This is a genomic window from Streptomyces sp. NPDC057302 (genome assembly GCF_042667685.1).
Taxonomy (GTDB): domain Bacteria; phylum Actinomycetota; class Actinomycetes; order Streptomycetales; family Streptomycetaceae; genus Streptomyces.
This window is the reverse complement of the sequence record NZ_JBHUZJ010000004.1, coordinates 91,182-115,253: the sequence shown is the minus strand read 5'-3', so window position 1 is coordinate 115,253 and position 24,072 is coordinate 91,182. Positions and strand designations below refer to the sequence as shown.

General features: G+C 70.5%; 21 protein-coding genes and 1 pseudogene. 8 read left to right on the top strand and 14 right to left on the bottom strand.

Annotation, left to right across the window (positions count from 1 at the left end):
- Window positions 1–324 (bottom strand): annotated as a pseudogene (locus ACFUPX_RS04970) (ArsR/SmtB family transcription factor); the annotation flags it as partial.
- Between the two features lie 269 nt (window positions 325–593).
- Here ACFUPX_RS04970 and ACFUPX_RS04965 point away from each other — a divergent pair.
- Together ACFUPX_RS04965 and ACFUPX_RS04960 are read left to right on the top strand one after the other, a co-directional pair.
- Window positions 594–1,109: a hypothetical protein gene (locus ACFUPX_RS04965; protein WP_383316050.1), complete on the top strand. Its 516-nt coding sequence runs from the start codon at window positions 594–596 to the stop codon at window positions 1,107–1,109.
- A 73-nt stretch (window positions 1,110–1,182) separates the two neighbouring features.
- The gene (locus ACFUPX_RS04960) at window positions 1,183–2,613 is read left to right on the top strand and encodes a flotillin family protein (protein ID WP_383316046.1); all 1,431 of its coding nucleotides are present in this window, start codon (window positions 1,183–1,185) and stop codon (window positions 2,611–2,613) included.
- A 3-nt stretch (window positions 2,614–2,616) separates the two neighbouring features.
- Here the strand turns inward: ACFUPX_RS04960 and ACFUPX_RS04955 are convergent, their stop codons facing one another.
- The 8 genes from ACFUPX_RS04955 to ACFUPX_RS04920 all read right to left on the bottom strand — a co-directional run bounded on the left by ACFUPX_RS04955 (window position 2,617) and on the right by ACFUPX_RS04920 (window position 11,415).
- Window positions 2,617–3,672 (bottom strand): PucR family transcriptional regulator, encoded by a 1,056-nt coding sequence (locus ACFUPX_RS04955; protein ID WP_383316044.1) that lies wholly within the window; start codon window positions 3,670–3,672, stop codon window positions 2,617–2,619.
- 130 nt (window positions 3,673–3,802) lie between these two features.
- Complete coding sequence (locus ACFUPX_RS04950) at window positions 3,803–3,958, bottom strand: hypothetical protein (protein ID WP_383316041.1); 156 nt, start codon at window positions 3,956–3,958, stop codon at window positions 3,803–3,805.
- A 229-nt stretch (window positions 3,959–4,187) separates the two neighbouring features.
- A complete protein-coding gene (locus tag ACFUPX_RS04945; protein ID WP_383316037.1) occupies window positions 4,188–5,204 on the bottom strand; it encodes a TIGR03842 family LLM class F420-dependent oxidoreductase in 1,017 nt (338 codons plus the stop codon).
- A 21-nt stretch (window positions 5,205–5,225) separates the two neighbouring features.
- On the bottom strand, window positions 5,226–6,629 hold the full coding sequence (hydA, locus tag ACFUPX_RS04940) for a dihydropyrimidinase (protein ID WP_383316033.1): 1,404 nt from the start codon (window positions 6,627–6,629) through the stop codon (window positions 5,226–5,228).
- Window positions 6,630–6,699: 70 nt separating this feature from the next.
- Complete coding sequence (locus ACFUPX_RS04935; protein ID WP_383316030.1) at window positions 6,700–7,983, bottom strand: aspartate aminotransferase family protein; 1,284 nt, start codon at window positions 7,981–7,983, stop codon at window positions 6,700–6,702.
- Window positions 7,980–8,822, bottom strand: coding sequence for a nitrilase-related carbon-nitrogen hydrolase (locus ACFUPX_RS04930; RefSeq protein WP_383316025.1), 843 nt, complete (start codon window positions 8,820–8,822; stop codon window positions 7,980–7,982). The genes ACFUPX_RS04935 and ACFUPX_RS04930 overlap by 4 nt, the downstream gene beginning before the upstream one ends.
- Window positions 8,823–9,013: 191 nt before the next feature.
- Complete coding sequence (locus ACFUPX_RS04925; RefSeq protein ID WP_383316023.1) at window positions 9,014–10,741, bottom strand: hypothetical protein; 1,728 nt, start codon at window positions 10,739–10,741, stop codon at window positions 9,014–9,016.
- Window positions 10,742–10,848: 107 nt separating this feature from the next.
- Window positions 10,849–11,415 (bottom strand): TetR/AcrR family transcriptional regulator, encoded by a 567-nt coding sequence (locus tag ACFUPX_RS04920; protein WP_383316436.1) that lies wholly within the window; start codon window positions 11,413–11,415, stop codon window positions 10,849–10,851.
- 196 nt (window positions 11,416–11,611) lie between these two features.
- On the opposite strand from ACFUPX_RS04920, the gene ACFUPX_RS04915 reads away from it, so the two are divergent.
- The 3 genes from ACFUPX_RS04915 to ACFUPX_RS04905 all read left to right on the top strand — a co-directional run bounded on the left by ACFUPX_RS04915 (window position 11,612) and on the right by ACFUPX_RS04905 (window position 14,952).
- Window positions 11,612–12,088, top strand: coding sequence for a nuclear transport factor 2 family protein (locus ACFUPX_RS04915; RefSeq protein WP_383316020.1), 477 nt, complete (start codon window positions 11,612–11,614; stop codon window positions 12,086–12,088).
- Window positions 12,085–12,936, top strand: a complete 852-nt coding sequence (locus tag ACFUPX_RS04910) for an NAD(P)H-binding protein (RefSeq protein WP_383316017.1) — start codon at window positions 12,085–12,087, stop codon at window positions 12,934–12,936. Before ACFUPX_RS04915 ends, ACFUPX_RS04910 begins: the two co-directional genes overlap by 4 nt.
- Window positions 12,937–13,005: 69 nt before the next feature.
- Complete coding sequence (locus tag ACFUPX_RS04905) at window positions 13,006–14,952, top strand: WD40 repeat domain-containing protein (RefSeq protein WP_383316013.1); 1,947 nt, start codon at window positions 13,006–13,008, stop codon at window positions 14,950–14,952.
- A gap of 84 nt (window positions 14,953–15,036) precedes the next feature.
- On the opposite strand, the gene ggt is transcribed toward ACFUPX_RS04905, so the two are convergent.
- Window positions 15,037–16,848: a gamma-glutamyltransferase gene (gene ggt / locus ACFUPX_RS04900; RefSeq protein ID WP_383316010.1), complete on the bottom strand. Its 1,812-nt coding sequence runs from the start codon at window positions 16,846–16,848 to the stop codon at window positions 15,037–15,039.
- A 104-nt stretch (window positions 16,849–16,952) separates the two neighbouring features.
- On the opposite strand from ggt, the gene ACFUPX_RS04895 reads away from it, so the two are divergent.
- From ACFUPX_RS04895 to ACFUPX_RS04885, 3 genes are all read left to right on the top strand, one after another.
- Window positions 16,953–17,711 (top strand): hypothetical protein, encoded by a 759-nt coding sequence (locus tag ACFUPX_RS04895; protein ID WP_383316007.1) that lies wholly within the window; start codon window positions 16,953–16,955, stop codon window positions 17,709–17,711.
- Window positions 17,712–17,820: 109 nt separating this feature from the next.
- On the top strand, window positions 17,821–19,068 hold the full coding sequence (locus tag ACFUPX_RS04890; protein ID WP_383316004.1) for an Ig-like domain-containing protein: 1,248 nt from the start codon (window positions 17,821–17,823) through the stop codon (window positions 19,066–19,068).
- Window positions 19,069–19,208: 140 nt separating this feature from the next.
- Entirely contained in the window at window positions 19,209–20,813 is a 1,605-nt protein-coding gene (locus ACFUPX_RS04885; protein WP_383316001.1) for a CocE/NonD family hydrolase, read from the top strand.
- A 38-nt stretch (window positions 20,814–20,851) separates the two neighbouring features.
- On the opposite strand, the gene ACFUPX_RS04880 is transcribed toward ACFUPX_RS04885, so the two are convergent.
- From ACFUPX_RS04880 to ACFUPX_RS04865, 4 genes are read right to left on the bottom strand one after another with little or no spacing between them, the layout of a single operon-like run.
- On the bottom strand, window positions 20,852–21,721 hold the full coding sequence (locus ACFUPX_RS04880; RefSeq protein ID WP_383315998.1) for an amino acid ABC transporter permease: 870 nt from the start codon (window positions 21,719–21,721) through the stop codon (window positions 20,852–20,854).
- Entirely contained in the window at window positions 21,718–22,362 is a 645-nt protein-coding gene (locus tag ACFUPX_RS04875; protein ID WP_383315994.1) for an amino acid ABC transporter permease, read from the bottom strand. Before ACFUPX_RS04875 ends, ACFUPX_RS04880 begins: the two co-directional genes overlap by 4 nt.
- Window positions 22,363–22,371: 9 nt before the next feature.
- Window positions 22,372–23,277 carry a glutamate ABC transporter substrate-binding protein gene (locus tag ACFUPX_RS04870; RefSeq protein WP_383316433.1) on the bottom strand — a complete coding sequence of 302 codons (906 nt, stop codon included), beginning with the start codon at window positions 23,275–23,277 and terminating at the stop codon, window positions 22,372–22,374.
- 16 nt (window positions 23,278–23,293) lie between these two features.
- A complete protein-coding gene (locus ACFUPX_RS04865; RefSeq protein ID WP_383315990.1) occupies window positions 23,294–24,037 on the bottom strand; it encodes an amino acid ABC transporter ATP-binding protein in 744 nt (247 codons plus the stop codon).
- Window positions 24,038–24,072: the final 35 nt, after the last annotated feature.

Below are 24,072 nucleotides of genomic sequence, written 5' to 3'. Positions count from 1 at the left end.
GGCGTTCTCGGCGCGGTCGGTCAGCTGGCCGACCATCAGCCGCACCACGGTCACCACACCCGCGTCGTCGACGAAGTAGACCTGGCGCCGGCCCTCGCGCCGGGAACGGACGAGCCCGGCCAGTTTCAGCTTCGTCAGATGCTGGCTGACCGCGGGCAGCGCGCCGCCGACCCGCTCCGCGAGCCCCGTCACGTCGCTCTCGCCCTGCGCGAGCGCCCACACGATGTGCAGCCGCGCGGAGGAGGCGAGCAGGCCGAAGGCCGAAGCCGCCTCGGCGAGGACGTCGGCCGACGGATCGTCGAAGCCGGTGCCGTCCGCTCCCACAGTCGTCCTCCCTCCGCGCCCGGACCCGCGCGTACGAACGTCTCGTACGCGAGGGTCCAGTCTAGGCCGCCCACCGGCCTCCCCCGGAGCCCGCGCGCCTCCCCACCGCCAGCAGCCCGCCGCGGGCGACCGGCGCCGCCGACACCCCACGCAGGGACCGGCATGAAAGAACCGTGATGATTGCCGGATCACGGCAATGTGCCCCATCTGCCCCGCATGCGAAGATCCCCACCTCACCGAGACATCCGGCAATGTGGGGAGGTGCTCCGGTGACTGTCTTTCTGGGTCTTGGTGTCGCGGGGATCGTGCTGCTGATCCTCTCCCTCGTCCTCGACGGGGTCCTCGAAGGTCTCTTCGACGGTGTGGGCGTGCTCGACGGGCTCTTCGACGGGCTGCTGTCCCTTCCCGTCGTCGCCGGTTTCGTGTCCATGCTCGGCTTCGGCGGCGCGATCGTGCTCGGCACGACCGGACTCGGCGCGGGCGCCGCCACCGCCGCCGGAGCGGTCGTCGGCGTGGGGGCGGGCCGGCTGACATGGACGTTCAGCCGCGCCCTGATGCGGGATCAGACCGCGGCCACGCCACGGGGCGACGATCTCGTGGGCACCGCGGGGGCCGTGGTCACCGCGATCCCGGTCGACGGCTATGGCGAGGTGCTGCTCCAACTGGCCGGTCAGCCGGTCAAGTTCGCCGCCAAGAGCGCCGAGGCCGTCACCCGCGGCACCGAGGTCTGGGTGGAGGCGGCACTCTCGCCGACCTCGGTCGCGGTCCGCCCCGTGCGGCGCTGAGCAGCGTCCCGCGCCCACCTACCCGTACAACATCACCGATCTGCCGCCCCCGGGAGGCAGGGGGGAATTCACCATGAGTCCAGTCCTGACCGCCGTCATCGGAGTCGTCGTACTCCTCGTACTGCTCGCGCTCGTCGTCGTGACCCGCTACAAGGTCGCCGGGCCCAGCGAGGCCTTCATCGTGACCGGGCGGCGCGGCAAGAAGTCCACCGATCCCGACACCGGCCTGATCTCCACCGACAACAGCGGCCAGAAGGTCGTGGTGGGCGGCGGCGTGTTCGTCGTGCCGTTCGTCCAGCAGAAGTTCACGCTCGACCTGTCCTCGCGGCACATTCCCGTCGCGGTGCGCGGCGCGGTGACGCTGCGCGGCGTGAAGGCCAACCTGGAGGGCGTCGCGATCGTCAAGGTCGGCGGCACCGAGGACTCCATACGCGCCGCGGCCCAGCGCTTCCTCGCCCAGCAGGGCGGCATCGTCGGCTTCACCCAGGAGGTGCTCTCCGGGGCGCTGCGCTCCATCGTGGGCCGGATGTCGGTGGAGGACATCATCCGTGACCGCGCCGCCTTCGCGGGGCAGGTCGCCGAGGAGGCCGAGGCGAGCCTGTCCGGGCAGGGCCTGGTGCTCGACGCCTTCCAGATCCAGGACATCACCACCGAGGGTTCCTACCTGGAGGACCTCGGCCGTCCCGAGGCCGCCCGCGCCAAGCAGGAGGCGGACATCGCGGAGGCCGTGGCCCGCCGCGCCGCCGAGCAGGCACGGCTGAAGGCCGAGGAGGAGATCGCGATCGCCCAGCGGACGTTCTCCCTCAAGCAGGCCGAGATCAAGGCCGAGACCGACGAGGCGTCCGCCCGCGCGGGGGCCGCTGGACCGCTCGCCGACGCGGCCCGCCAGCAGGAGGTCCTCACCGAGCAGGAGAAGGTCGCCCAGCGCCAGGCCGCCCTGACCGACCGGGAGCTGGACACCAAGGTCCGCAAGCCCGCCGACGCCGCGCGCTACCAGGCCGAGCAGGAGGCGGAGGCCCGCCGCGTCTCCCTGGTCAAGCAGGCCCAGGCCGATGCCGACCGGGCCCGGCTGACCGGTGAGGGCGAGAAGGCCCGGCGTGCCGCGCTCGCCGACGCCGTACGCCTGGAGGGCGAGGCCGACGCCGCAGCGATCGGCGCCAAGGGAGCCGCTGAGGCGGAGGCGATGCGCAAGAAGGCCGACGCGTTCGACCGGTACGGCGACGCTGCGGTGCTCCAGATGCTCGTCGAGGTGCTGCCCAGCGTGGTGGCCAAGGCGTCCGAGCCGCTCAGCGCGATCGACAAGATGACCGTGATCTCCACGGACGGCGCGAGCCAGCTGTCGCGCACGGTCGCCGACAACGTCGCCCAGGGCGTCGAACTCCTCAGCTCCACCACGGGGGTCGACCTCGCCGAACTCCTCAAGGGCATCACCGGCGGCACGCCCCCCGTGCCCGCGGGCGCCGCTCCCACCAAGCTCAACGGCAAGATCGACGTCACCGACTGACCCTCACAGCGAGGTGCCGGGCCAGCCGAGCAGCCGGGCCCCGATCACCGCCGTCTGGAGGGTGTAGCGGTCCAGCGGGTCGGCGGGGTCGGAGCCGGTGAGGGTGCGGACACGCTCCAGGCGGTACGTGAGGGCTCGGACGCTCAGTGACAACTCCCGCGCCGCCTGGGCCGCCACGCACCCCGAGTCGAAGTAGGCGAGCAGGGTCTCCAGCAGGGGCCCGGCTCCGCCCCGCGCCTCCTCCAGCGGGCCCAGCGTGTTGAGCACCAGGTCCACCAGGGCCTGGCGGTCGCGGGCGAGGACGGGGAAGACCAGGAGGTCGGCGGCGCGCAGCACGGGCTCGTCGAAGCCCATGCGCGTCGCGAGCTCCAGGGTGCTGACGGCTTCTTCGTAGCTGTGGGCGATGCCCGCCGCTCCGGGCTGGGGGCGGCCGATGGCGATGCGGCCGCCGTCGGTGGCGGCGTGGGCCCGCTTGGCGAAGTGGGTGAGGACCTCCTCCTGATGGGCGGGGGCGATGCACACGAGGCGGCCGTCCTTGGTGGTGAGCAGGATGTGGCGGTCGCCGAAGCGGCCGACGAGGTCGCTCTCCACGTCACGTGAGACGGGGTCGGTCTCGTCGTACGCGGTCGGCCCCTCGGCCACGGCCACCGCGTGCGCGTGGGACAGCCGCAGGCCGAAGCGCTCGGCGCGGGCCGCGAGGCGCCCCAGGTCGCCTCTCCCGTACAGCAGGTCGTCGATCAACTCCCGCCGGGCGGCCTCCTCTTGGCGTACGACGAGACGTTGCGCGTGTTCGTACCCCTCGGCGAAGGCGTCGATGGCCTGCTCGGCGGTCGCGAGCAGGTGGTCGGGGTCGCCGGTCGTAGGACGGTGGACGCGGGTGGCGTTGAGGTGTTCGCGGATGAGGACGCGCCACGCGTATCCGGCGTTGGCGGCCTGCGCGCCGAGCGCCCGGCGTGACGTCAGCTCCTCACGGGTCAGGCGGCGGCCGGTCGCGGCGGCCCCGGTGAGAATGTCGGCGTAACCGTCGAGGAGCTGCTCGGGAATCTCCTGGGTGGTCATCTGCTCTCCCTGGTCGGGTCGACGGCAGACACGGCGGCGCGCTGCGGCGCGGGGCACTGGTGCCGTCGGCAGGTGGAGGTGGATGACGGCAACTGGGCGCACGCGGAACGGGGTCGGGACCCCGAAGGCATCAGAGGCGCGGGCTGCTCGTCATGGCGCCGTCGGTATCAGGCACGCTGTCGCGGCCGGAGTTGTCGATGCGCACGACCCTGGGAGCGCGCACCTCGGCGCGGTCACGGAAGACACCGGACACGGGGAGCCGGGCGGCGCGCGTACTGCGACCCATCTCCTGCCCCCACCCCTCAGACCGTCGGCGATCAACGTCGCCGCTTGAAAATTGAGCAACTGTCAGCTCAATGGAGCGCCTTGGCTCAGTTCGTCAGTTTACCGTACGACAAAGATCGCAAAAGGGTCACACCCCTCTGCGTCAGGGCCAGTGCAAGGTCGGCCGGTTCGGGTCGTCGCGGGGCCGCTCACCGACCGCCGCTCACCGACCGCCGCTCACCGACCGCCGCTCACGACAGGGCGGGGATGACCGTGGTGCCGTACCCGTCGATGACGTCCTCACGGGCGTCGTGCATCGCGTACAGCGCGAACTGGTCGACTCCCAGGCGCTTCAACTCCTCCAGTTTCGCGATGTGTTGGCGTGGTGTGCCGATGACGCAGAAGCGGTCCACGATCTCGTCCGGGACGAAGGCCGTGTCGGGGTTGTCGGCGCGTCCGTGGTGGGAGTAGTCGTAGCCCTCGCGGGCCTTGATGTACTCGGTGAGGGCCTCGGGGACCAGGTCCGAGTGCTCGCCGTACTTGGCCACCAGGTCGGCGACGTGGTTGCCGACCATGCCGCCGAACCAGCGGCACTGCTCGCGGGCGTGGGCCAAGGACGCCGGTGAGTCGTCCTGCGTCAGGTACGCGGGGGCCGCGACGCAGATCGTCACCGAGGACGGGTCGCGGCCCGCCGCGGCGGCGGCGTCGCGGACCGCCTTCACCATCGTCTCCGTCAGATACGGGTCGGCCAGCTGGAGGATGAATCCGTCGGCCTCCTCGCCCGCCATCTTCAGCGCCTTGGGGCCGTACGCGGCCATCCAGACCGGGAGTTGCGCGTCCGGCTTGATCCAGGGGAAGCGGATCGTGGTGCCGCCCAGGTCCGCTTCCCCGCCCGATGCCAGCGAGCGGATGACCTTCATCGACTCGCTGATCCGGGCGAGGGTGTTCGGCGTACGGCCCGCCACCCGCATCGCGCTGTCGCCGCGCCCGATGCCGCACACGGTGCGGTTGCCGTACATGTCGTTGAGCGTGGCGAACGTGGAGGCCGTCACCTCCCAGGTGCGGGTGCCCGGGTTGGTGACCATCGGGCCGACGATCAGCCGGTCGGTGTGGGCCAGGATCTGGCTGTAGATGACGAAGGGCTCCTGCCACAGGACGGCCGAGTCGAAGGTCCAGCCGTGCGTGAAGCCGTTGCGCTCGGCACGCTTCATGAGGCTGATCACCTGTGCGGCCGGCGGATCGGTCTGCAGGACAAGTCCGAAATCCATGATGCGCTCTCCCCTTGCCGACTAGCCGAGGTACTGGGTGACGCCACGCGGAACGTACGCGCCATGTCCGGCCCGCCCGGTGAACTTCCGCTGGTCGATGACCACTTCACCGCGGGACAGGACCGTCTCCACCTGGCCCGTGACGTGCTTGCCCTCGTACGCGGAGTAGTCCACGTTCATGTGGTGGGTGTCGGCCGACATGACCTGCTCGGCGGCCGGGTCGTAGATGACGACGTCCGCGTCCGCGCCCGGCGCGATCGTGCCCTTCTTGCCGTACAGGCCGAACATCCGGGCCGGGCTCGCGCAGGCGATCTCGATCCAGCGGCGGCGGCTGATGTGCCCGTCGACGACCGCCTGGTGGAGGAGGTCCATGCGGTTCTCGACCCCCGGAAGGCCGTTCGGGATCTTGGAGAAGTCCCCGCGGCCCAGCTCCTTCTGGCCCACGAAGCAGAACGGGCAGTGGTCCGTGGACACCACCTGCAGGTCGTTCGTGCGCAGGCCGCGCCAGAGCGCGGCCTGGTGCTCGCGCGGGCGCAGCGGGGTCGAGCAGACGTACTTGGATCCCTCGAAATCGGGCTCCGCGAGGTTGTCCGTGGACAGGAAGAGATACTGCGGGCACGTCTCCCCGAACACCGGCAGGCCCTCGTCGCGCGCCCTCGCCAGCTCGGCCACCGCCTCCTGCGCCGACACGTGCACGACGTACACCGGCGCGCCCGCCACCTGGGCGAGCTTGATCACCCGGTGCGTCGCCTCCGCCTCCAGGAGCGACTTGCGCACCTCACCGTGGTAGCGCGGATCCGTCTCGCCGCGGGCGAGCGCCTGCTCCACCAGTACGTCGATGGCGAGGCCGTTCTCCGCGTGCGTCATGATCAGCCCGCCGTTGGCGGCGGCCCGCTGCATCGCGCGCAGGATCTGGCCGTCGTCGCTGAAGAAGACTCCCGGATACGCGGTGAAGAGCTTGAAGGAGCTGACCCCTTCCTCGATCAGCAGGTCCATCTCCCGCAAGGACTTCTCGTTGACGTCCGAGAGGATCATGTGGAAGCCGTAGTCGATCGCGCACTTGCCGTCCGCCTTCGCGTACCAGGCGTCCAGACCCGCACGCAGCGCCTGGCCCTTGGTCTGCACCGCGAAGTCGACGATCGTGGTGGTGCCGCCCCAGGCCGCGGCCCGGGTGCCCGTCTCGAAGTCGTCGGAGGAGAACGTGCCGCCGAACGGGAAGTCCATGTGCGTGTGCGCGTCGACTCCGCCCGGGATCACGTACTTGTGGGAGGCGTCGATGACGTGGTCCGCGGTCCACGCGTCGGCGGCGCCCGAGCCGTGTGCGGCGAGCGCGGCGATCCTGCCGTCCTCGATCAGCACGTCGGCGTGGACCTCTTCGGCGGCGGTGATGACGAGTCCGCCGCGGATCAGGGTGCGGGTACTCATGATGGGGCGCTCCCTTTCATGCTCGTACGTTCATACCGGAAGGCACGTGAACTACCGCGAGGCGCGTGAACTAGACGCTGCGCAGGGCCTGTTCGAGGATCGCCGCTCCTTCTTCCGCCTCCGCGACGGTCAGCGAGAGCGGTGGCGCGATGCGCAGGACGCTGGTGTCGTGGCCGCCGCCCTTGCCGATGAGGAGTCCGCCTTCGCGGGCCGCTTCGAGCACGGCGGCCGCCGCCTGCGGATCGGCCTCGCCCGTCCCGGGGTTGACCAGCTCGATGCCGATCATCAGGCCACGGCCGCGCACTTCGCGTACGACGGGCAGCTGGGCACAGATGGCGCGCACCCGCTCGATGAGCAGACCGCCGACCCGCCGTGCGTTGCCCTGGAGGTCGTGCTCCAGGAGGTACGTGAGGTTGGCGAGGCCCGCCGCCATGGTGACCGGCGAGCCGCCGAAGGTCGAAATGGAGTTGGAGTCAAGGGAGTTCATGACCTCGGCGCTCGCGACGACGCCACCGATGGACATGCCGTTGCCGATGCCCTTGGCGAAGGTGAGTATGTCCGGCGGGCCGCTCGCGGCGTGCGCCTGCCAGCCCCAGAAGTGGTCGCCGGTGCGGCCCCAGCCGGTCTGCACCTCGTCCGAGATCCACAGGACGCCGTGCTCCCACAGGACTTCGCGGAAGGCGGCGTACAGACCGTCCGGCGGCGAGGTGAAGCCGCCGACGCCCTGGATGGGCTCGGCGATCAGCGCCGCCACTCCCCCGCGCGCCTGCCCGAGCATGTCCTTGAGGTCGGCGACGCAGGCCTCGATGAACTCGGCGTCGCTCAGCGCGGCGTACGGGCCTCGGCTGCGGACGCCGCCGTGGACGTACAGCGTCTGGAGCGGCGAGAGGCTGGTCGGCGACCAGGCGTTGTTGCCGGTGATGCCGACGGCCGTGAAGGAGCGGCCGTGGTAGCTGTTGCGCATCGCCAGGATCTGGTTCGAGCGGCGGTGCGCGGTGGCCAGGAGCAGCGCCGTGTCGTTGGCCTCGGTCCCCGACGTGGTGAAGAAGACGCGGGCGTCCGGGATGCCGGAGAGTCCCGCGACCCGCTCGGCGAGGTCGATCATCGGCCGGTTGAGGTAGAGCGTGGACGAGTGGATGATCCGTCCGGCCTGCTCGCTGACCGCCTTGGTGACCTCGGGCAGCGCGTGGGCGGTCATCGTGGTGAGGATGCCGCCGAAGAAGTCCAGATACTGCTTGCCGTCCGCGCCCCAGACGTGGCGGCCCTCCCCGTGGGTGATCTCCAGCGGGTCGGCGTAGTAGAGCGCGAGCCACTCGGGCAGGACGGCCTGGTGGCGGGTGTGGAGGTCCTTCACGGCTGTACCAGTCCTTCGTACGCGTCGGGGCGGCGGTCCCGGTAGAACGCCCACTGCTGGCGTACTTCCTCGATGAGCCCCAAGTCCAGGTCCCTGACGACGAGTTCCTCGGCCTTGTCGCTCGCGGTATCGCCGACGAACTGGCCGCGCGGGTCGACGAAGTACGACGTACCGTAGAAGTCGTTGTCGCCGTACTCCTCGACGCCCACGCGGTTGATCGCGGCGATGAAGTACTCGTTGGCGACGGCCGCGGCCGGCTGTTCGAGCTGCCAGAGGTAGGCGGAGAGGCCGCGGGACGTGGCGGAGGGGTTGTAGACGATCTGGGCGCCGTTCAGGCCGAGCTGGCGCCAGCCCTCGGGGAAGTGGCGGTCGTAGCAGATGTAGACGCCGACCTTGCCGACCGCCGTGTCGAAGACGGGCCAGCCCGCGTTCCCCGGCTTGAAGTAGTACTTCTCCCAGAAGCCCTTGACCTGGGGGATGTGGTGCTTGCGGTACTTCCCCAGATACGTGCCGTCGGCGTCGATCACGGCGGCGGTGTTGAAGTAGAAGCCGGACTGCTCGACCTCGAAGACCGGGACCACGATGACCATGCCGGTCTCACGGGCGAGTTCCCGCATCCGCGTGACGGTGGGCCCTTCCGGTACCTGCTCGGCCCAGCGGTAGTGCTCGGCCTCTTGCACCTGGCAGAAGTAGGGGGCGTTGAACACCTCCTGGAAGCCGATGATCTTCGCACCCTGGCGGGCCGCCTCGCGGGCGTGCTCCTCGTGCTTGGCAATCATGGATTCGGTGTCGCCTGTCCAGGTTGCCTGGACCAGTGCGGCGCGTACGACGTTGACCATGAGCTGCTCCTTCGACGGGACGTCAGAGAGCTTCTACGCCCGTAGACTTGGTGCGTAGACAGGAAAACGTAAGCCTCGTCGCCGGGCTGGGCAAGACCATCGCCGTTAACCGGCGGAGTCGATCATGTTTCGCACCCGAGCGGGCGAGAAACGGACGAGAACGCACAAACGAAACGGGCGCGTCAGCCGCCTCAGGCGCTGAATCCGGCAACGCGCAGCGCGTGCACGAGATCCCAGTGGCGCTCGTCCGACACCCCCTGGGCGGCCCGGAGCAGCAGCGGGATGACGCGGTACGGATCGGTGTGCGCGCAGGCAGCCGCGTCCTCGGGGGTGCGGACCCGTATGTAGGCGTCGAGCAGGGCGCGGGCCTCGCGCTCGCGGCCCGCGTCGATCAGCGCCAGCACCGCCTCGGCGATCTCCGGGGCGGGCCGTGAGACGCCCTGCCGCAGCAGCTTGCGGCAGTCGTCGCCGCGGCCGGATCCGGCGAGGGCGTCGGCCAGCGCGACGAGCCGGTCGGGCGGCAGCGAGGCCGCGGCCTCCCAGAGCAGCGTCGACCAGTCGGCGCCGAGACCCGCGCGGTGCAGTTCACCGGCGAACACGGGGATACGCGCCGCGGGCCAGCCCGTCGCCTCGACGAGTACGCCGTGCGCCTCTCCGCTGCGGCCCTCGCGACGGAGCCGGACGAGCTCGGCGACGGCTTCGGTGGTGGCCCGTTCGGCGTCGCGGTCCGGTCCGATGCCGTCGTAGTCCGCTCCTGTGCCGTCTCGGTCCGGTCCGGTGCCGTTACGGCCGGATCCCGCGGCGTCGCGGCTCCCGGCTTCATCGGCGCCGCCCGGCCCCTCGGCGGCCTGCGCGAACCGCGCGCCGCGCGGGCCGTTCGCGGCGGACGACCGCGTGGCCGCCTCCGGCACGGCGACGGCATCGGCCGCGCCCCCGCCCTCGTCCGGCCCGGCGAACCCCGCGAAACGGGCTCCCCGGGGGCGGCGCGGGCGGCGGGACGCGTCGCGTGACTTGCGGCCCTGCTTGGGTACGGCTTCGGGGTGCGGGCGGGCGTCGAAGCCGGAGGGGTCCGAGCCGACGGAGAGGGTGCGGGCGTCCGGGGTCTGGGGGTCCTGAGCGTCCGCCGTGTCGCCGAATTCCCTTGTACGGGCGGCGAGTTCAGGTGCCGCCGCTTCGGGGCCCCGTACATTGCTGCCGAAGTCGTCCGCCGCCCGAGCTCCGAAGGGCGTCATCGACTGCTCGTCGAGGGCGTCGAACTCATCGGCGCCGTAGCCCCCTGCCGACCGGTCCCTGAAGCCGCTCGACGCCCGGACATCCGGGCCGACGGGCGATCCGGCGTCGAAGTCGTCCGCCACCTCGGCCGCGAAGTCGTCCGACAGCGGAGTCCCGAAGTCGACCCACTGCGGGCGGTCGGCCCGGTCGAGCCGCTCGATGCGCTCCCTCAGCTCGGCGCACCGCGCGGTCGCCCGACCGTGGTCGTCGCGGACCCAGGCCAGATCGCGGTTGAGGCGCTCCACCTCGTGCGGCGTGGCCGCGGACGCGAGCGCGCGGCTCAGGTCCGCCTGCCGTTCCACGGCGAACCGCTGCTCGGTGAGCATCATGTCGAGGCGCTCGCCGAGCAGCCCGCGACCGCCGGGCCGGGCGTCGTACGCGGCCAGCGCGGCACCATGCAGCGCCCGCGCCCGCTCCGTCTCCCGCTCGGCGGCCCGCGCCCCGTATCCGGTGGCCAGATCGTGCAGCAGTGCCTCCATCACGTCCCAGGGGGGCACTTCCGAGCCATCCAGGCAGGCCTGCATCCCCTCGGGATCGCGGGACCAGAACACGCCGCACCACCCGGCGCCCGAATCGAGCCGCGCCAGGAGGTCTCCGAGGTACCTCGCGAACTCCCGGACTTGATCCGGGAGTTGTCCTACTGCCATCCGAACCAGCACCGCCCCATGGAGCCCGGGAGTCTTCCGGTCCGGAAGATAACACCAGTCGTGTTACAGGACGACTACACGTTCTTTTCCGGCCGCCCCACGGCTCCTCACCCGCCGTCGTCCGCGCCGGCGTCCACGCCGTCGTCCCCGCCGTGGGCGAGCACGGAGGCACACAGCCTGCGCAGCCCCGCGTGCAGTTGCCCGGGGCTCGCGCCCTGGCTGGTCAGGTGGCGGATCAGGTCGCTGCGTACGGCGGCGAGCAGGGCGTGGGCGAGATAGTCGGCGTTCTCGCGCCCGTGTACGTCGACCAGCATTCCGGCGACTTCGGAGTGCCACAGGTCATAGGCGGGGTTGAGGTAGGGGCTGCCCACCCCCGCCCGGTCGAGGGCGAGCATCAGCGCGCGCTGGTTCAGCTTGAGGTCGAGCAGTGCGGCCAGGAGCGCGGGCACCCGTTCGCCGGCCGGGGCGCCGGGGCCCAAGGGCGGCGGCCCGTCGACGACTTGCTCGCGCAGTTGCTGCGTCTCCTCGACGACCAGCGCCCTGACCAGGCCCAGACGGTCGGAGAAGTGCCGGAAGACCGTGCCTTTGCCGGCCCCGGCGGCTTCGGCGATGTCGGCCATCTTGACGCTGTCGGGGTCCTCGGCCTCCTTGAACAGCCGGGCGGCGGCGGCCAGCAGCGCGGCCCTGTTGCGGACGGAGTCGGCTCTCTCCTTGCGGGCGGTGATGGTTCCTCCTGGGTCGCGGGGCGGGCGGCACGAGCGCGTACGAGCACGGACCGGCGGTGTGAGACGTACGAGTCGACCCCCAGCATAAGTCGACCCGGGGTCCGGTACTTGTAAACGGACCCGGGGTCAGGTTAACGTCGCCATCATGACGCCGCACCCCGCGACACCTTCCGCCACACCCACGTCAGCCTCAGCGACCGATGTGTTCACCCGTTCCCTCGACCTCCTCATCGCCAAGGACATCGATGGCTGGGTCGGTCTCTGGGCGCCTGACGGAGTCTTCGAGTTCCCCTTCGCGCTCCCCGGAGCCCCGCACCGGCTCGTCGGCCGCGACGCCGTACGCGAGTACATGGCCGACTACCCCGACCACATCGACCTGCGGAGCTTCGAGGACCTGACCGTCCACCGCACCGAGGACCCCGGGACGATCGTCGTGGAGCTGCGCGGCATCGGCCGGGCGGTCGCCACCGGACGCCCCTTCGACATGCCGTACATCCAGGTCGTCACGGTCCACGAGGGGCGGATCACGCGCTTTCGCGACTACTGGAACGGCGCACTCGTCGCCGACGCCTTCGACGGCGAGATCCCGGTCGGCGCCGCGCGCTCCGGAGAGGCCCGATGACCATGCGCTTCCTGATCACCGGCGGCACCGGCACCACCGGCAGCCGCGTGGCGAGCGCACTGGACGCCCAGGGCATGTCCGTACGCGTCGCGAGCCGCGCCCCGGGGCCGGGCACCCGCCAAGTCCGCTTCGACTGGACCGATCCCACCACCCACGCCCCCGCCCTCACCGGCACGGACGGCGTCTATCTGGTGCCGCCCATCGGGGACACCGAGCCCGCACGACTGATGGTGCCGTTCCTGGAGCGGGCCCTGGACGCGGGCGTACGCCGCTTCGTGCTGCTGAGCTCCTCCGCCATCGCCGAGGGCGACCCAGGCGCCGGCGAAGTCCACCGGGCCCTGCGCCAACTCGCACCGGAGTGGGCGGTGTTGCGTCCCGCCTGGTTCATGCAGAACTTCGTCACCCCGGGCCATCTGCACGCCGAAAGCATCCGCGCCGCGGATGAGATCGTGTCGGCCACCGGGCAGGGGCGGGTGGCGTTCGTCGACGCGGGCGACATCGCGGCCGTCGCCGCACGGGCCCTGACGGACGAGCGGCCGCACAACGCGGCGCACCTGATCACAGGACCGCGAGCGCTCAGCTACGCCGAAGTCGCGGAGGCGGTCTCCAAGGTCTCGGGGCGCGAGGTCCGCCATCGCTCCGTCCCGGTGGCCGCCCTGCGGGAGCGGCTCGTCGCCGCCGGGATGCCGGAGGCGTTCGCCCGCGTGCTCGCCGCCATGGACGACGGCATCGCGCACGGATCCGAGGACCGCGTGGCCCCCACCGTCGAGCGGATCACCGGCCGCCCGGCCCGCGGCTTCGCGGACTTCGCCGCCGAGCACGCCGCCGAGTGGGCACGGCCTCAGTAGCTCTGCGACGCCGCAGCTTTGTGGCGCCGCGAAGACATCCGGCACGTAGAACGTTCGTACGATGCACCGGTGACACACGAGATCATTGACTACGGACAGTTCGCGGGCCGGTTGGAGCGTCAGCGGACGCGCCCCCGCTGGTCGTTGCTCGACGAGGTGCAGCGGGAGTGGGGCTACGAGGACCCGGGCGGCGAGCCCCGCCACTCCCGCTGGGGCGGCGAGAACGACGAGCACGGCGTCGACTGGGACCTGCCCGTCCCCCAGGCGCTCAACGAGTGGTGGGACTCCCCGCTCAACTCGTTCGCCTTCAACCCCCGTCTGTACTGGGTCCACACGCAGTGGCCGCCCAAGATCTCCGAGCTCGAAGTGGCCGACGGGGGCGAGGGGGACGAGGGGGACGAGGGGGACGAGGGCGGGGACTCGCGGGTGTGCGTGTTCATGTCCGAGTACCACTACACCCACGAGTGGGGGTATCTCGCCGCCGAAGCCGAACTCCCCGACCCTCGCGTACTCGTGAGCGTCGGCGGCGAGTGGAAGGTGCAGAGCCGCTCGCTCTCCGAGTTCCTGACGCAGCTCGCCTTCGAGCGGATGCCCGCGCACTACGGCTGGACGCTGCGCTTCGGCCGCGACACCGTGGACGCCGACCCCGAGATCGTGCGCCGCCTTGAGGCGTCCTACCGCGAACTGGGTCTGCTGCCCTGGCAGGAGATGGGCACCGACGCGCTCTCGTACGGCGCTCCGGACGCGGTCATACGTCACGGGCGCGGTCCCGGCGCCGATTTCAAGATCGTGATCAACGCCCGGACCCGCGACGCCCTGCTCGACGCGGCCCGCACGCTGGGCCTGGAGTGGACGGACAAGGACGTCCGGACGCCGTCCGAAGTACCCCTGCCCCTGGAGGACTTGGCCCCGGTCTCGCTCTCCGCGGGCGACAGCGACCCGCGCGGCCGGTGGACGGTCCTCACCCGTGAGTTCCCGCAGCCGCCCGTCGTCGCAGGAGCGGCGGCCGCCCTCGTCGAAGCCCCGGGCACGCTGCGGGCGGTGGCCTCTCTCCACGGGCCGACGCTGCTCGTCGCGGGTGACACGGAAGGCTGCGTGCACGTCCGCGAGACGGACGACGAGGACCCGGAGACCCTCACTCTCGCCCTGCACCGCGCCCCGGTGACCTCCGTGGCCTGCCTGGAGCTCGCGAGCGGCACCCGCCTGGTCCTGAGCGGCGACGCGCACGGCGTGATCCGTTACTGGTCGACCCGCCGCAAGCCGTTGCGCGCCCCGTTCGCCCGCAGGAGCACTCCGGTCGGTTCACTGGCCGCCGCGGTCCTGCCGACCGGGCCCGCGCTCGCCGCGGCCTGGGCGGACGGCCTGGTCCGCGTCTGGGACCTGGCGTCCGACGCGGTGGCCGACCTGCGCCTCGGCACCGGCATCAAGTTCCTCGGCCTCGACGCGGGCAGCGCGGACGGCGCAGGTGGCGCAGACGGCGCAGGTGGCGCAGACGGCACAGGGAACTCAGGAGACGCAGAAGGCATCCTGCGTGTCACCGACGCGGACTCCACGGCCACTCTCCGCCTCGACCTGGCCAAGCTGTGGCCGCACCGCGACCTCCAACTGCGCCTGGAGAGCGTCGACTGGGGCTCGCTGTGGACCGCGCGCGGCCCCGGCCACCTGGTCCCCGAGCTGATCGGCAAGGTGGCGTCGGACGACAAGAAGACGGCCGTGGACGCGGTCCACGACCTCTACCGCCTCCTCGTCTCCAAGGAGGCGGCATCGACCGCCGCCGTCCCGGCCGTCCCGTTCCTGGTCGAGCTCATGAGGGACCCGGACAACCGCTCCCGCAGCACGCTGCTCCTCCTGATCGCGGATCTGGCCGATGTCCACCAGGCGCGCGGGGGCCGTGGCGACGCCCAACTGGCCGCCGTACGCGAGGCGTTGCCCGTCCTAAGTCACCTGCACGACGACCCGGAGGGGTCGATCCGCTGGGCGGCCAACGAGCTGGAGCAGAACTGCGCGGCCCGCTGAGCCCACCGGGCGGGCGGGCCGGGCGGGCGGGCCGGGCGGGCGGGCCGGGCGGGCGGGCCGCCAAGACCCGCCCGGCCCTCTCCCCTACTCCGGCCGCACCACCATCGCCGAGCCGCCACCACGACGCACCTTCTCCGCCGCGGCGAGCCACTTCCCGTTCGGCAGCCGCTGCACTCCGGTGGCCGCCCCGATCTCGGGGTTCTGCTTGAAGGAGTGGCCGATGGCCTCCAGGTCGGCCCGCACCGGGCTGTCCCACAGCCCCGGCTCCAGCTCGGTCTGCGCGGCGTTGCGCTGACTCGCCCGCGGCGCGGCGATCGCCTCGACGAGCGGAAGACCCCGGTCGACGAATCCCGTGAGGGTCTGCAGGACGGTCGTGATGATCGTGGCACCGCCCGGCGAACCGAGCGCGACCAGCGGCTTCCCCTTCTCCAGGACGATCGTCGGCGCGATCGAGGAGCGGGGACGCTTCCCCGGGCCCGGCAGGTTCGGGTCGTGCACGGCCGGGTCGGCGGGCGCGAAGGAGAAGTCGGTCAGTTCGTTGTTGAGGAGGAACCCGCGTCCGGGCACGGTGATCCCGCTGCCGCCCGTCGACTCGATGGTCAGGGTGTAGGCGACGACGTTGCCCCACTTGTCGGCTGCGGTGAGGTGCGTCGTGTTCTCCCCCTCGAACATCGTCGGGGCGGCCTTGTCACCGGACTTGCAGGACGCGGGGTTCCGCGGATCGCCCGGCGCGAGCGGGCTCTTCAGGACCGCGTCGTCGCGGATCAGGCACTCCCGCGAGTCGGCGAACTTCTGCGAGAGCAGCTCCTTCGTCGGTACGTCCTCGAAAGCGGGGTCCCCCACCCAGCGCCCGCGGTCGGCGAAGGCGACGCGGCTCGCCTCGATGTACCGGTGCAGGTACTTCTTCTTCGACGCCTTCGAAAGGTCGGTCCGCTCAAGGATGTTGAGGGCCTCGCCGACGGACGTTCCGCCGGAGGACGAGGGCGCCATCGAGTAGACGTCGAGCCCTCGGTACGAAGTCTTCGTCGGCGCCTGCCGCTTCGCCGCGTAGGCCTTCAGGTCCTTCTCGGAGAGATCGCCCGGCCGGGCCACCCGCCCGGACGCCGGGTCCACGGGCGGTTTGTTCACGGTCCGTACGACGTCCTTGCCGATGGCGCCCCGGTAGATCGCCCTGACGCCCTTGCGCCCCAGCTCCTCGTACGTACGCGCGAGATCGGGGTTCTTGAACGTGGAGCCGACCACGGGCAGCGCCCCGCCGGGCAGGAACAGCTTCGCCGTGTCGGGGAAGTCGGCGAACCGCGCCTGGTTGGCCTCGGTCTGCGAGCGGAAGGTCCCGTCCACCGTGAATCCGTCGCGCGCGAGCCGCTCGGCGGGTTTCAGGAGCGTACCGAGCCGCTTGCTGCCCCACCGGTCGAGCGCGGACTGCCAGGTGGCGGGGGTGCCGGGGGTGCCCACGCCCAGGCCGCTGGTGACGGCGTCCGCGAAGGGGATCGGTTTGCCGTCCTCCAGGAAGAGGCCGGAGTCGGCGGTCCGCGGGGCCGTCTCGCGGCCGTCGATCGTGCTCACCTTGTGGCTCTTGGCGTCGTAGTGGACGAAGTACCCGCCGCCCCCGACACCCGCCGAGTAGGGCTCGGTCACGCCGAGGGCCGCCGCGGTGGCGACCGCCGCGTCCACCGCGTTGCCGCCCTTCTTCAGGACCTCGATACCGGCGGCCGACGCGTCCGCGTCGACGCTGGAGACGGCGCCGCCGTAGCCGACGGCCACCGGCACCTTCTCCTCGGACCGCGAGGCCGGTTCAGCTGAGCGCGGAGACGAAGGGGGCACGGCCGCTCCGACCGACACCAAAACCCCTCCGACCGCCAATAGCGTCAGATTCCGTACGACAGCACGACGCATTCGTACCTCCAGTCAACAACCGTCTGCGCAGCGTAACTTCGGCGCACCCACCACGTCAGGACCCCCTCGAACACGGGTCCTAGCGCCCGCTAGCATGCGCCCCCATGACTGAAGACGTGCGCTATATCGTCCTCGGCCTGATCGCGGCCGGCCTCGGTGCCGCGCTGGGCTGGCTCACCCGTACCTACCTCTGGCGGCGGGGGCTCCGCCGCAAGCAGGCCTTCTTCGGGCTGCCCGCCAACTCCGAGTCGCTGCTCGTGGTGAACCGCGAGGCGGGGGGTCCCGAGCTCACCGTCGTACGCCACGACGTGTTCGCGCTGCTCGAACTCGCCGCGCTGATCAAGGACTGCGGGGCGCACGCCCAGCTCGTCGCGCACGACGCCGCCCAGCAGAGCTTCGGCGAGCGCACCGAGTTCTGCGTCGGCTCCCCCACGGCGAACCGCCGGATGGCCGCGCACATGCACTCCCTGCTGCCCGGGGTCCGCATCAACACCGACCCGGAGCCGGGCCCCGACCGCGGGGCCTTCCAGATCGGCAGCGAGCGGTACCGGATGGAGGGCGGCATCTCGGAGTACGTGATCCTCGCCCGGCTCACCGCGGGGCAGGACCAGGAGGCGAGACCCGTCTTCCTCTTCTGCGGCCAGCGGGCGATCACCAACCAGGCGGCGACCCGCTATCTCGCCCGGCACCACCAGCGCCTCGCCCGCAAGCACGGCGGCGGCACCTTCGTGCTGCTCCTGAAGGTCGTCAACTCGCAGGCGTACGGTCCCGACGTCGTCGAGCTCGTCGGGGACGTCACGCGCGCCGCCCAGGCCCCGGCTCCCGCGCCCGCGCCGTCGCGCACGTCCCATCGCGCCAAGTGATCGCGTCCAGTAGGCGTCCGCTCACCTAGCGGCGGCAGCCACACCGGCGCAGACCCGGCCTCTGTGACCTATTCGGCAATTCGGGGCAAGAGGCAACCCACCGGGACCTATGGCCCTCTCACCGTGCAGTTCCACATTCGCACGGAGGTACGTTCCCTTGAGGCCCCTGAGCTCGCCGAGTCGCCGACGCCCCATACGCCCGCGCCACACCGGAGCCGCGGTCACGGCCGCCGGCCTGGCGGCACTGGCCGCCGCGCTGACCGCCTGTTCGGGCAGCACTCCCGCGTCCGCCGACACGGCCGCCGACAAGCCGGATATTTCCGTCAACTTGCGGGGCAAGCAGGCCAAGGCGGGCTCCCCGGTCGAGGTGAAGCTGGCCGACGGCAAGCTGAAGCGGGTCGAGGTCACCGACGCCAAGGGCACGAAGCTCGCGGGCAAGGTCGCCGCGAACGGAACCACCTGGACCTCCGGGCGCACGGCGGTGCCCGGCACCTCGTACAAGGTCGAGGCGACGACGGACGAGGGCGGCACCGCGCGCACGTCCTTCAAGACGGCCGCTCCGGAGCAGGTGAACAAGCTGAGCCTGACGCCCGGCAAGGACACCACGGTCGGCGTGGCGCAGCCCCTGTCGGTCGTCTTCGACCACCCGGTGAAGAACAAGGCCGAGGTCGAGAAGCACCTGAAGGTGACGACCTCGAACAGCACCACCGGATCCTGGGGCTGGATCAAGAACTACGACGGCAAGGACCGCGTCGACTGGCGCCCCAAGGACTACTGGAAGTCCGGCACCAAGGTGAAGCTCGACGCGCGGCTGGGCGGCGTCGACTCGGGCACGGGCGGCGGCTGGTTCGTCCGCGACTACGTGACCGGGTTCACGGTCGGCAAGAGCCAGAAGGTCAAGGTCGACCTGGACAGCAAGCAGGCCACGCTGGTGCGCGACGGCAAGAGCGTGAAGACCGTCCCGATGTCGGCGGGCACCCCCGGCGGCGACAAGGCGTCCTGGGGCGGCACGTCCGTCCTGATGGCCAAGGAGGGCACGATCAACATGCGCTCCGAGACGGTCGGCCTCGGCGACGCCTACGACAAGATGGTCGACAACTCGATGCGTCTGACCTGGTCGGGCATGTACGCCCACGCGGCCCCCTGGAACGCCTCGTACTTCGGCAACACCAACCACAGCTCCGGCTGCATCGGCATGAGCGACGGCGACGCGTCCTGGCTCTACGGCCAGGTCCAGGTCGGCGACCCGTTCGAGGTCTCCGGCAGCGGCTCGAAGGGCGTCCCGGACCCGGGCAACGGCTACGGCGAGTGGAACATCTCCTGGAACGACTGGCAGACGAAGAGCGCGCTGAGCTGAGCGCTCCGAGCCGAGGTCGCCGAGCTGACGATCAAGCGCTCAACAATCGTTACCGGGGCGTAACTTACTGACGGGTTACCCCCGGTAAGACACCGAGGTTACCGTCGGGTCACTTTACTTGCACGAGTAAGGAGTGACCCGTGGGACAACCGCGCAAGGCTCTGCGTACGACCACCGTGGGCGCCGTATCGGCGACTCTCGTCGCCGGCGCCGCCTTCGGCCTCGCCCCGGCCGCCCAAGCGGCTCCGGTGGCCGCTCCGGTGGCGGCGAGCGCCGCGGACGTACGCTTCGTCGACATCCCCGGCGACGGCGGCACGATCCTCAAGGCCAACGTCTTCACCCCCAAGGGCGCGAAGGCGGGCGCCGCCGGAACGAAATACCCGGCGATCGTGCTGCCCACCAGCTGGGCCATGCCGCAGATCGAGTACGTGGCGCAGGCCCAGAAGCTCGCCGACTCCGGCTACGTGGTGGTCAGTTACAACTCGCGCGGCTTCTGGCAGTCCGGCGGCGAGATCGAGACCGGCGGCCCCGAGGACATCGCGGACGCCTCCAAGGTCATCGACTGGACCCTGGAGAACACTCCGGCCGACCCCGACAAGATCGGCATGGGCGGCGTCTCGTACGGCGCGGGGATCAGCCTGCTCGCCGCGGGGCACGACAAGCGGATCAAGGCCGTGGCCGCGCTCAGCGGCTGGGGCGATCTGATCGACTCGATCTACAGCGGCCGCACCCAGCACCAGCAGGCCGCCGGCCTCCTCGGCGGCGCCGGAGTGCTCACGGGACGGCCGAGCCCCGAACTCCAGCAGACGCTCAAGGACTTCCTCGCGTCCAACCTGGACAAGGAGGACGAGATGATCGCGTGGGGCGCCAAGCGCTCCCCCGCGACCTACATCGACCAGATCAACAAGAACGGCGCGGCCGTCATGCTCGGCAACGCCTGGGGCGACACCATCTTCCCGCCCAACCAATACGCCGAGTTCTACGAGCAGTTGACCGGTCCCAAGCGCCTGGAGTTCCGCCCCGGCGACCACGCGACCTCCGAGCTGACCGGCCTGCTCGGGCTGCCCAACGACACCTGGACCTCCACCCAGCGCTGGTTCGACCGCTACCTCAAGGGCGAGAAGAACGGCGTCGACAGCGAGCAGCCCGTCCAGCTCAAGTCCCGCTCCACGGGCGGCTACGAGGGCTACCCCGACTGGAAGTCGGTGGGCGCCACGAAGAAGAAGATCGACCTGGCGGGCTCCACCACGATCCGCGCGAACGTCGACTCGGGCGCCAACGGCGGCACCGTGCTGCTCTCGAACGCCCTGGACCAGTTCCTCAAGATCCCGCCGGTGGCCTCGATGCCGCTGCTCCCGCGGCGTTACGCGGGCGTCTGGCAGTCCGAGAAGTCCGGCACGGAGCAGCGGGTGCGCGGGACGGCGAAACTGCACACCACGCTCACCAGTACCAAGGAGAGCGGCACCCTCGTCGCGTACCTCTACGACGTGGGCCCGCTCGGCCTCGGCAAGCTGGTCAGCAACGCGCCGTACACCTTCCACGGCAAGACCCCCGGCCGGCCGTTCGGCGTGGACCTGGAGTTGTTCTCCACGGCCTACGACGTACCGGCAGGACACAGGCTCGCCCTGGTGGTCGACACGGTCGACCCGCTCTACATCGAGCACAACCCGACCGGCGCGCAGCTGACCTTCTCCTCGCCTGCGTCCGACCCGTCGTACGTGTCGGTCCCGCTGCGCGAGAAGTGATCACCGGCTGCTGCCGGGTCGGGCCCTGGCCCCTTTAGCTACTGCACACCCGGCAGCAGCGTCCCTGGTTCGGCCGACGCCACGTCCGCGGCCTCGGTCTTGGGATTGCGCCGCTGTCGTCTGGACACCCATTGGGCGAACCACGAGAGCAGCATGCACATCCCGATGTAGATCGGCGAGATCACCAGAACCACGGGGATGAAAGGTAGATCGTAGTCGAGGTTCGACGCGATCAGCTTCCCGGCGTGGAGGAACTCCTCATAGGTGATCAGATAGCCGAGTGAGGTGTCCTTGAGGGCGACCACCAACTGGCTGATGATGGCGGGCAGCATGGCGCGCACGGCCTGCGGTACGAGGACGTGCGTCATCACCTGCGTCTTGCGCATCCCGAGCGCGTACGCCGCCTCCCGCTGTCCGCGCTCCACGGAGTTCACGCCCGAGCGGAAGACCTCGGCGAGCACCGAGCCGTTGTAGAGCGTGAGCCCCGCGACCAGGGCCGGCAGCGGCTGCACCTTCAGCGCCACGAAGACGAAGAAGATCATCACCAGGACCGGCATCGCGCGGAAGAACTCCACGAGAAGCGTGGCCAGCCAGCGCACGGGACGGTGGTCGGAGAGCCGCCCCATGGCCAGCAGGCCGCCGAGGGCGAGCGCGAGCACCGCGGAGATGGCGAAGGCCTTGAGGGTGTTCCCCAGGCCCTTCAGGAGGAGTTCCTGGATGCCCTTGTACTCGAAGGGCGTCCACTTGGTCGCGGTGAACTGGTCGGTGTCGAAGAGCAGATAGATCAGCCAGCCCACCAGGGCGAGCAGGATCACGGTGGAGAGAAGGCCGTAGAGCTTGTGCCTGCGCTCGGTCTTGGGGCCCGGTACGTCGTAGAGGGCGGTGGATTCGTGGGAGAGGGCTTTCATCGGGCGACTCCCCAGCGCTTCTCGAGGACATTGAAGACGGCGCTGATGGCGAGGGTGATGATCAGGTAGCCGACGGCGATCCAGACGAACGTCCAGATGATGTTGTAGCCGAGCTCACTGAGCGTCTTGTACGTGCCGAGCAGCTCGGTGACGCTGAACGCGCCCGCGATGGCCGAGTTCTTGGCGAGGGCGATGAGGGTGGAGCCGACCGGCGGGATGACGGACCGGAAGGCCTGCGGGAGCACCACCATGGACAGCGTCTGCCCGAAGGTCATCCCCAGGCTCCGGGCTGCCTCGCCCTGGCCCTTGGGGACGGTGTTGATGCCGGAGCGCAGTGCCTCACAGATGAAGGCGGAGGTGTAGCAGCCGAGCGCGAGGACGGCGAACACCTTGAAGGGCAGGACGAGTCCGAAGCGCGGCAGCCCGAGCAGCACCGCGAAGAAGAGCAGCGTGAGCGGGGTGTTGCGCAGGACCGTCACCCAGGCGGTGCCGAACGCCCGGAAGGAGCCGACCGGCGCCACCCGGAACGACGCCATCACGAAGCCGAGCACGAGGGCCAGGATCGAGGCGTAGACGGTGAGTTCGACGGTGCCGAGGAACCCCTTGCCGAAGGTGGAGAAGTTGTCTGTCAGTACGTCCACGACGCCTCCTCAGCTCGCCGGGTAGCGGTCGATGGCGGGCGGCTTCGGCGCCGGGACCCCGGAGAGGCCCAGGGTGGCGTCGTAGGCCTTCTTCCAGTCGCCGTTCTTCTCCCGGGCGGCGAGCGCGTCGTCGACGGCGAACCGCAGGGTGTTGTCGCCCTTGGGGACCCCGATGCCGTAGGGCTCCTTCGAGAACGGCTTGCCGACCACCTTGAGCTCGTCGGGCACCTTGGCGGCGTACCCGATGAGGATCGCGTCGTCGGTGGTGACGGCGTCGACCTGGTAGGTCAGCAGGTTGTCGACGCAGACCGAGTACGTGTCGTACGCGACGAGCGTCGCCTTCGGGTAGTCCTTCTGGATGCGCTGGTAGGGGGTCGATCCGGCGGCCGAGCAGACCTTCTTGCCGTTCAGGTCCTGCGGCCCCTTGATGTCGTCCTCGTCGGAGCGCACCAGCAGGCCCTGTCCCGCCATGTAGTAGGGGCCGCCGAAGCCGACGAGCTTCTTGCGGAGGTCGTTGACGGTGTAGGTGCCGACGTAGTAGTCGATCTGCCCGTTCTGCAGGGCGGTCTCGCGGTTCGCCGACGCGATCGTCTTGAACGTGATCGACTTCGGGTCGAAGCCGAGCGAGGCCGAGATCATCTTGGCGATCTCGATGTCGAAGCCGGAGTACTGCCCGGTGGCGGGGTTCTTCTCGCCGAGAAAGGGCTGGTCCTCCTTGGCCCCGACGACGAGGTGGCCGCGCCGCTTGGCCTTCTTCCAGGTGCCGGAGCCCGGCAGCGAGAACCCGGTCGCGACCTGGTACTTGGGCAGTTCGTCGGGCTGTGGCCCCTTCACCGGGGGGCTGCCCTCCTTGCCGCAGGCGGTCGCGGCGCAGGCGGCGATGACGAGCGCCGCGAGCAGACGTGTCGTACGCATCATGCCTGGCCCCCCGTCAGTGCTTGAGGATCTTGGAGAGGAAGTCCTTGGCGCGGTCGCTCTCCGGGTTGCTGAAGAACTCCTCGGGGGCCCGGTCCTCGACGATGCGTCCTGCGTCCATGAAGACGACGCGGTTGGCGGCCGAACGGGCGAAGCCCATCTCGTGGGTGACGACGACCATGGTCATGCCGTCGCGGGCCAGACCCTGCATGACCTCGAGGACTTCGTTGATCATCTCGGGGTCGAGGGCCGATGTCGGCTCGTCGAAGAGCATCACCTTGGGCTCCATGGCGAGCGCGCGTGCGATGGCCACGCGCTGCTGCTGGCCGCCCGAGAGCTGGGCCGGGTACTTGTCGGCCTGGGTCGCCAGGCCCACCCGTTCCAGGAGCTCGCGGGCGCGCCGCGTGGCGTCGTCCTTCTTCTTGCCCCGGACCTTCACCGGCGCGAGGGAGACGTTCTGCAGCACGGTCTTGTGCGCGAAGAGGTTGAAGGACTGGAACACCATGCCCACGTCGGCACGGAGGGTGGCGAGCGCCTTGCCCTCTTCCGGAAGCGGCTGGCCGTCCAGTGCGATGGCTCCCGACTGGATCGTCTCCAGTCGGTTGATCGTCCTGCAGAGCGTTGATTTACCCGACCCTGACGGGCCGATGACCACGACCACCTCCCCCTTGCCGACGGTGAGGTTGATGTCCTGGAGGACATGCAGCTCCCCGTAGTACTTGTTCACATCACGCAGCTCGATCAGAGGATCGACGGCCATGCCCTGCCCTGCCCACTCTCGGCGGTGTCGGTCCG

Excerpts from the sequence above, each read along its gene's own strand:
- ACFUPX_RS04960 (WP_383316046.1), top strand. The coding sequence starts at position 1,183 with ATGAGTCCAGTCCTGACCGCCGTCATCGGAGTCGTCGTACTCCTCGTA.
- ACFUPX_RS04955 (WP_383316044.1), bottom strand. The coding sequence starts at position 3,672 with ATGACCACCCAGGAGATTCCCGAGCAGCTCCTCGACGGTTACGCCGAC.
- ACFUPX_RS04950 (WP_383316041.1), bottom strand. The coding sequence starts at position 3,958 with ATGGGTCGCAGTACGCGCGCCGCCCGGCTCCCCGTGTCCGGTGTCTTC.
- ACFUPX_RS04945 (WP_383316037.1), bottom strand. The coding sequence starts at position 5,204 with ATGGATTTCGGACTTGTCCTGCAGACCGATCCGCCGGCCGCACAGGTG.
- hydA (WP_383316033.1), bottom strand. The coding sequence starts at position 6,629 with ATGAGTACCCGCACCCTGATCCGCGGCGGACTCGTCATCACCGCCGCC.
- ACFUPX_RS04930 (WP_383316025.1), bottom strand. The coding sequence starts at position 8,822 with ATGGTCAACGTCGTACGCGCCGCACTGGTCCAGGCAACCTGGACAGGC.
- ACFUPX_RS04925 (WP_383316023.1), bottom strand. The coding sequence starts at position 10,741 with ATGGCAGTAGGACAACTCCCGGATCAAGTCCGGGAGTTCGCGAGGTAC.
- ACFUPX_RS04915 (WP_383316020.1), top strand. The coding sequence starts at position 11,612 with ATGACGCCGCACCCCGCGACACCTTCCGCCACACCCACGTCAGCCTCA.
- ACFUPX_RS04910 (WP_383316017.1), top strand. The coding sequence starts at position 12,085 with ATGACCATGCGCTTCCTGATCACCGGCGGCACCGGCACCACCGGCAGC.
- ggt (WP_383316010.1), bottom strand. The coding sequence starts at position 16,848 with ATGCGTCGTGCTGTCGTACGGAATCTGACGCTATTGGCGGTCGGAGGG.
- ACFUPX_RS04895 (WP_383316007.1), top strand. The coding sequence starts at position 16,953 with ATGACTGAAGACGTGCGCTATATCGTCCTCGGCCTGATCGCGGCCGGC.
- ACFUPX_RS04890 (WP_383316004.1), top strand. The coding sequence starts at position 17,821 with ATGGCCCTCTCACCGTGCAGTTCCACATTCGCACGGAGGTACGTTCCC.
- ACFUPX_RS04880 (WP_383315998.1), bottom strand. The coding sequence starts at position 21,721 with ATGAAAGCCCTCTCCCACGAATCCACCGCCCTCTACGACGTACCGGGC.
- ACFUPX_RS04870 (WP_383316433.1), bottom strand. The coding sequence starts at position 23,277 with ATGCGTACGACACGTCTGCTCGCGGCGCTCGTCATCGCCGCCTGCGCC.
- ACFUPX_RS04865 (WP_383315990.1), bottom strand. The coding sequence starts at position 24,037 with ATGGCCGTCGATCCTCTGATCGAGCTGCGTGATGTGAACAAGTACTAC.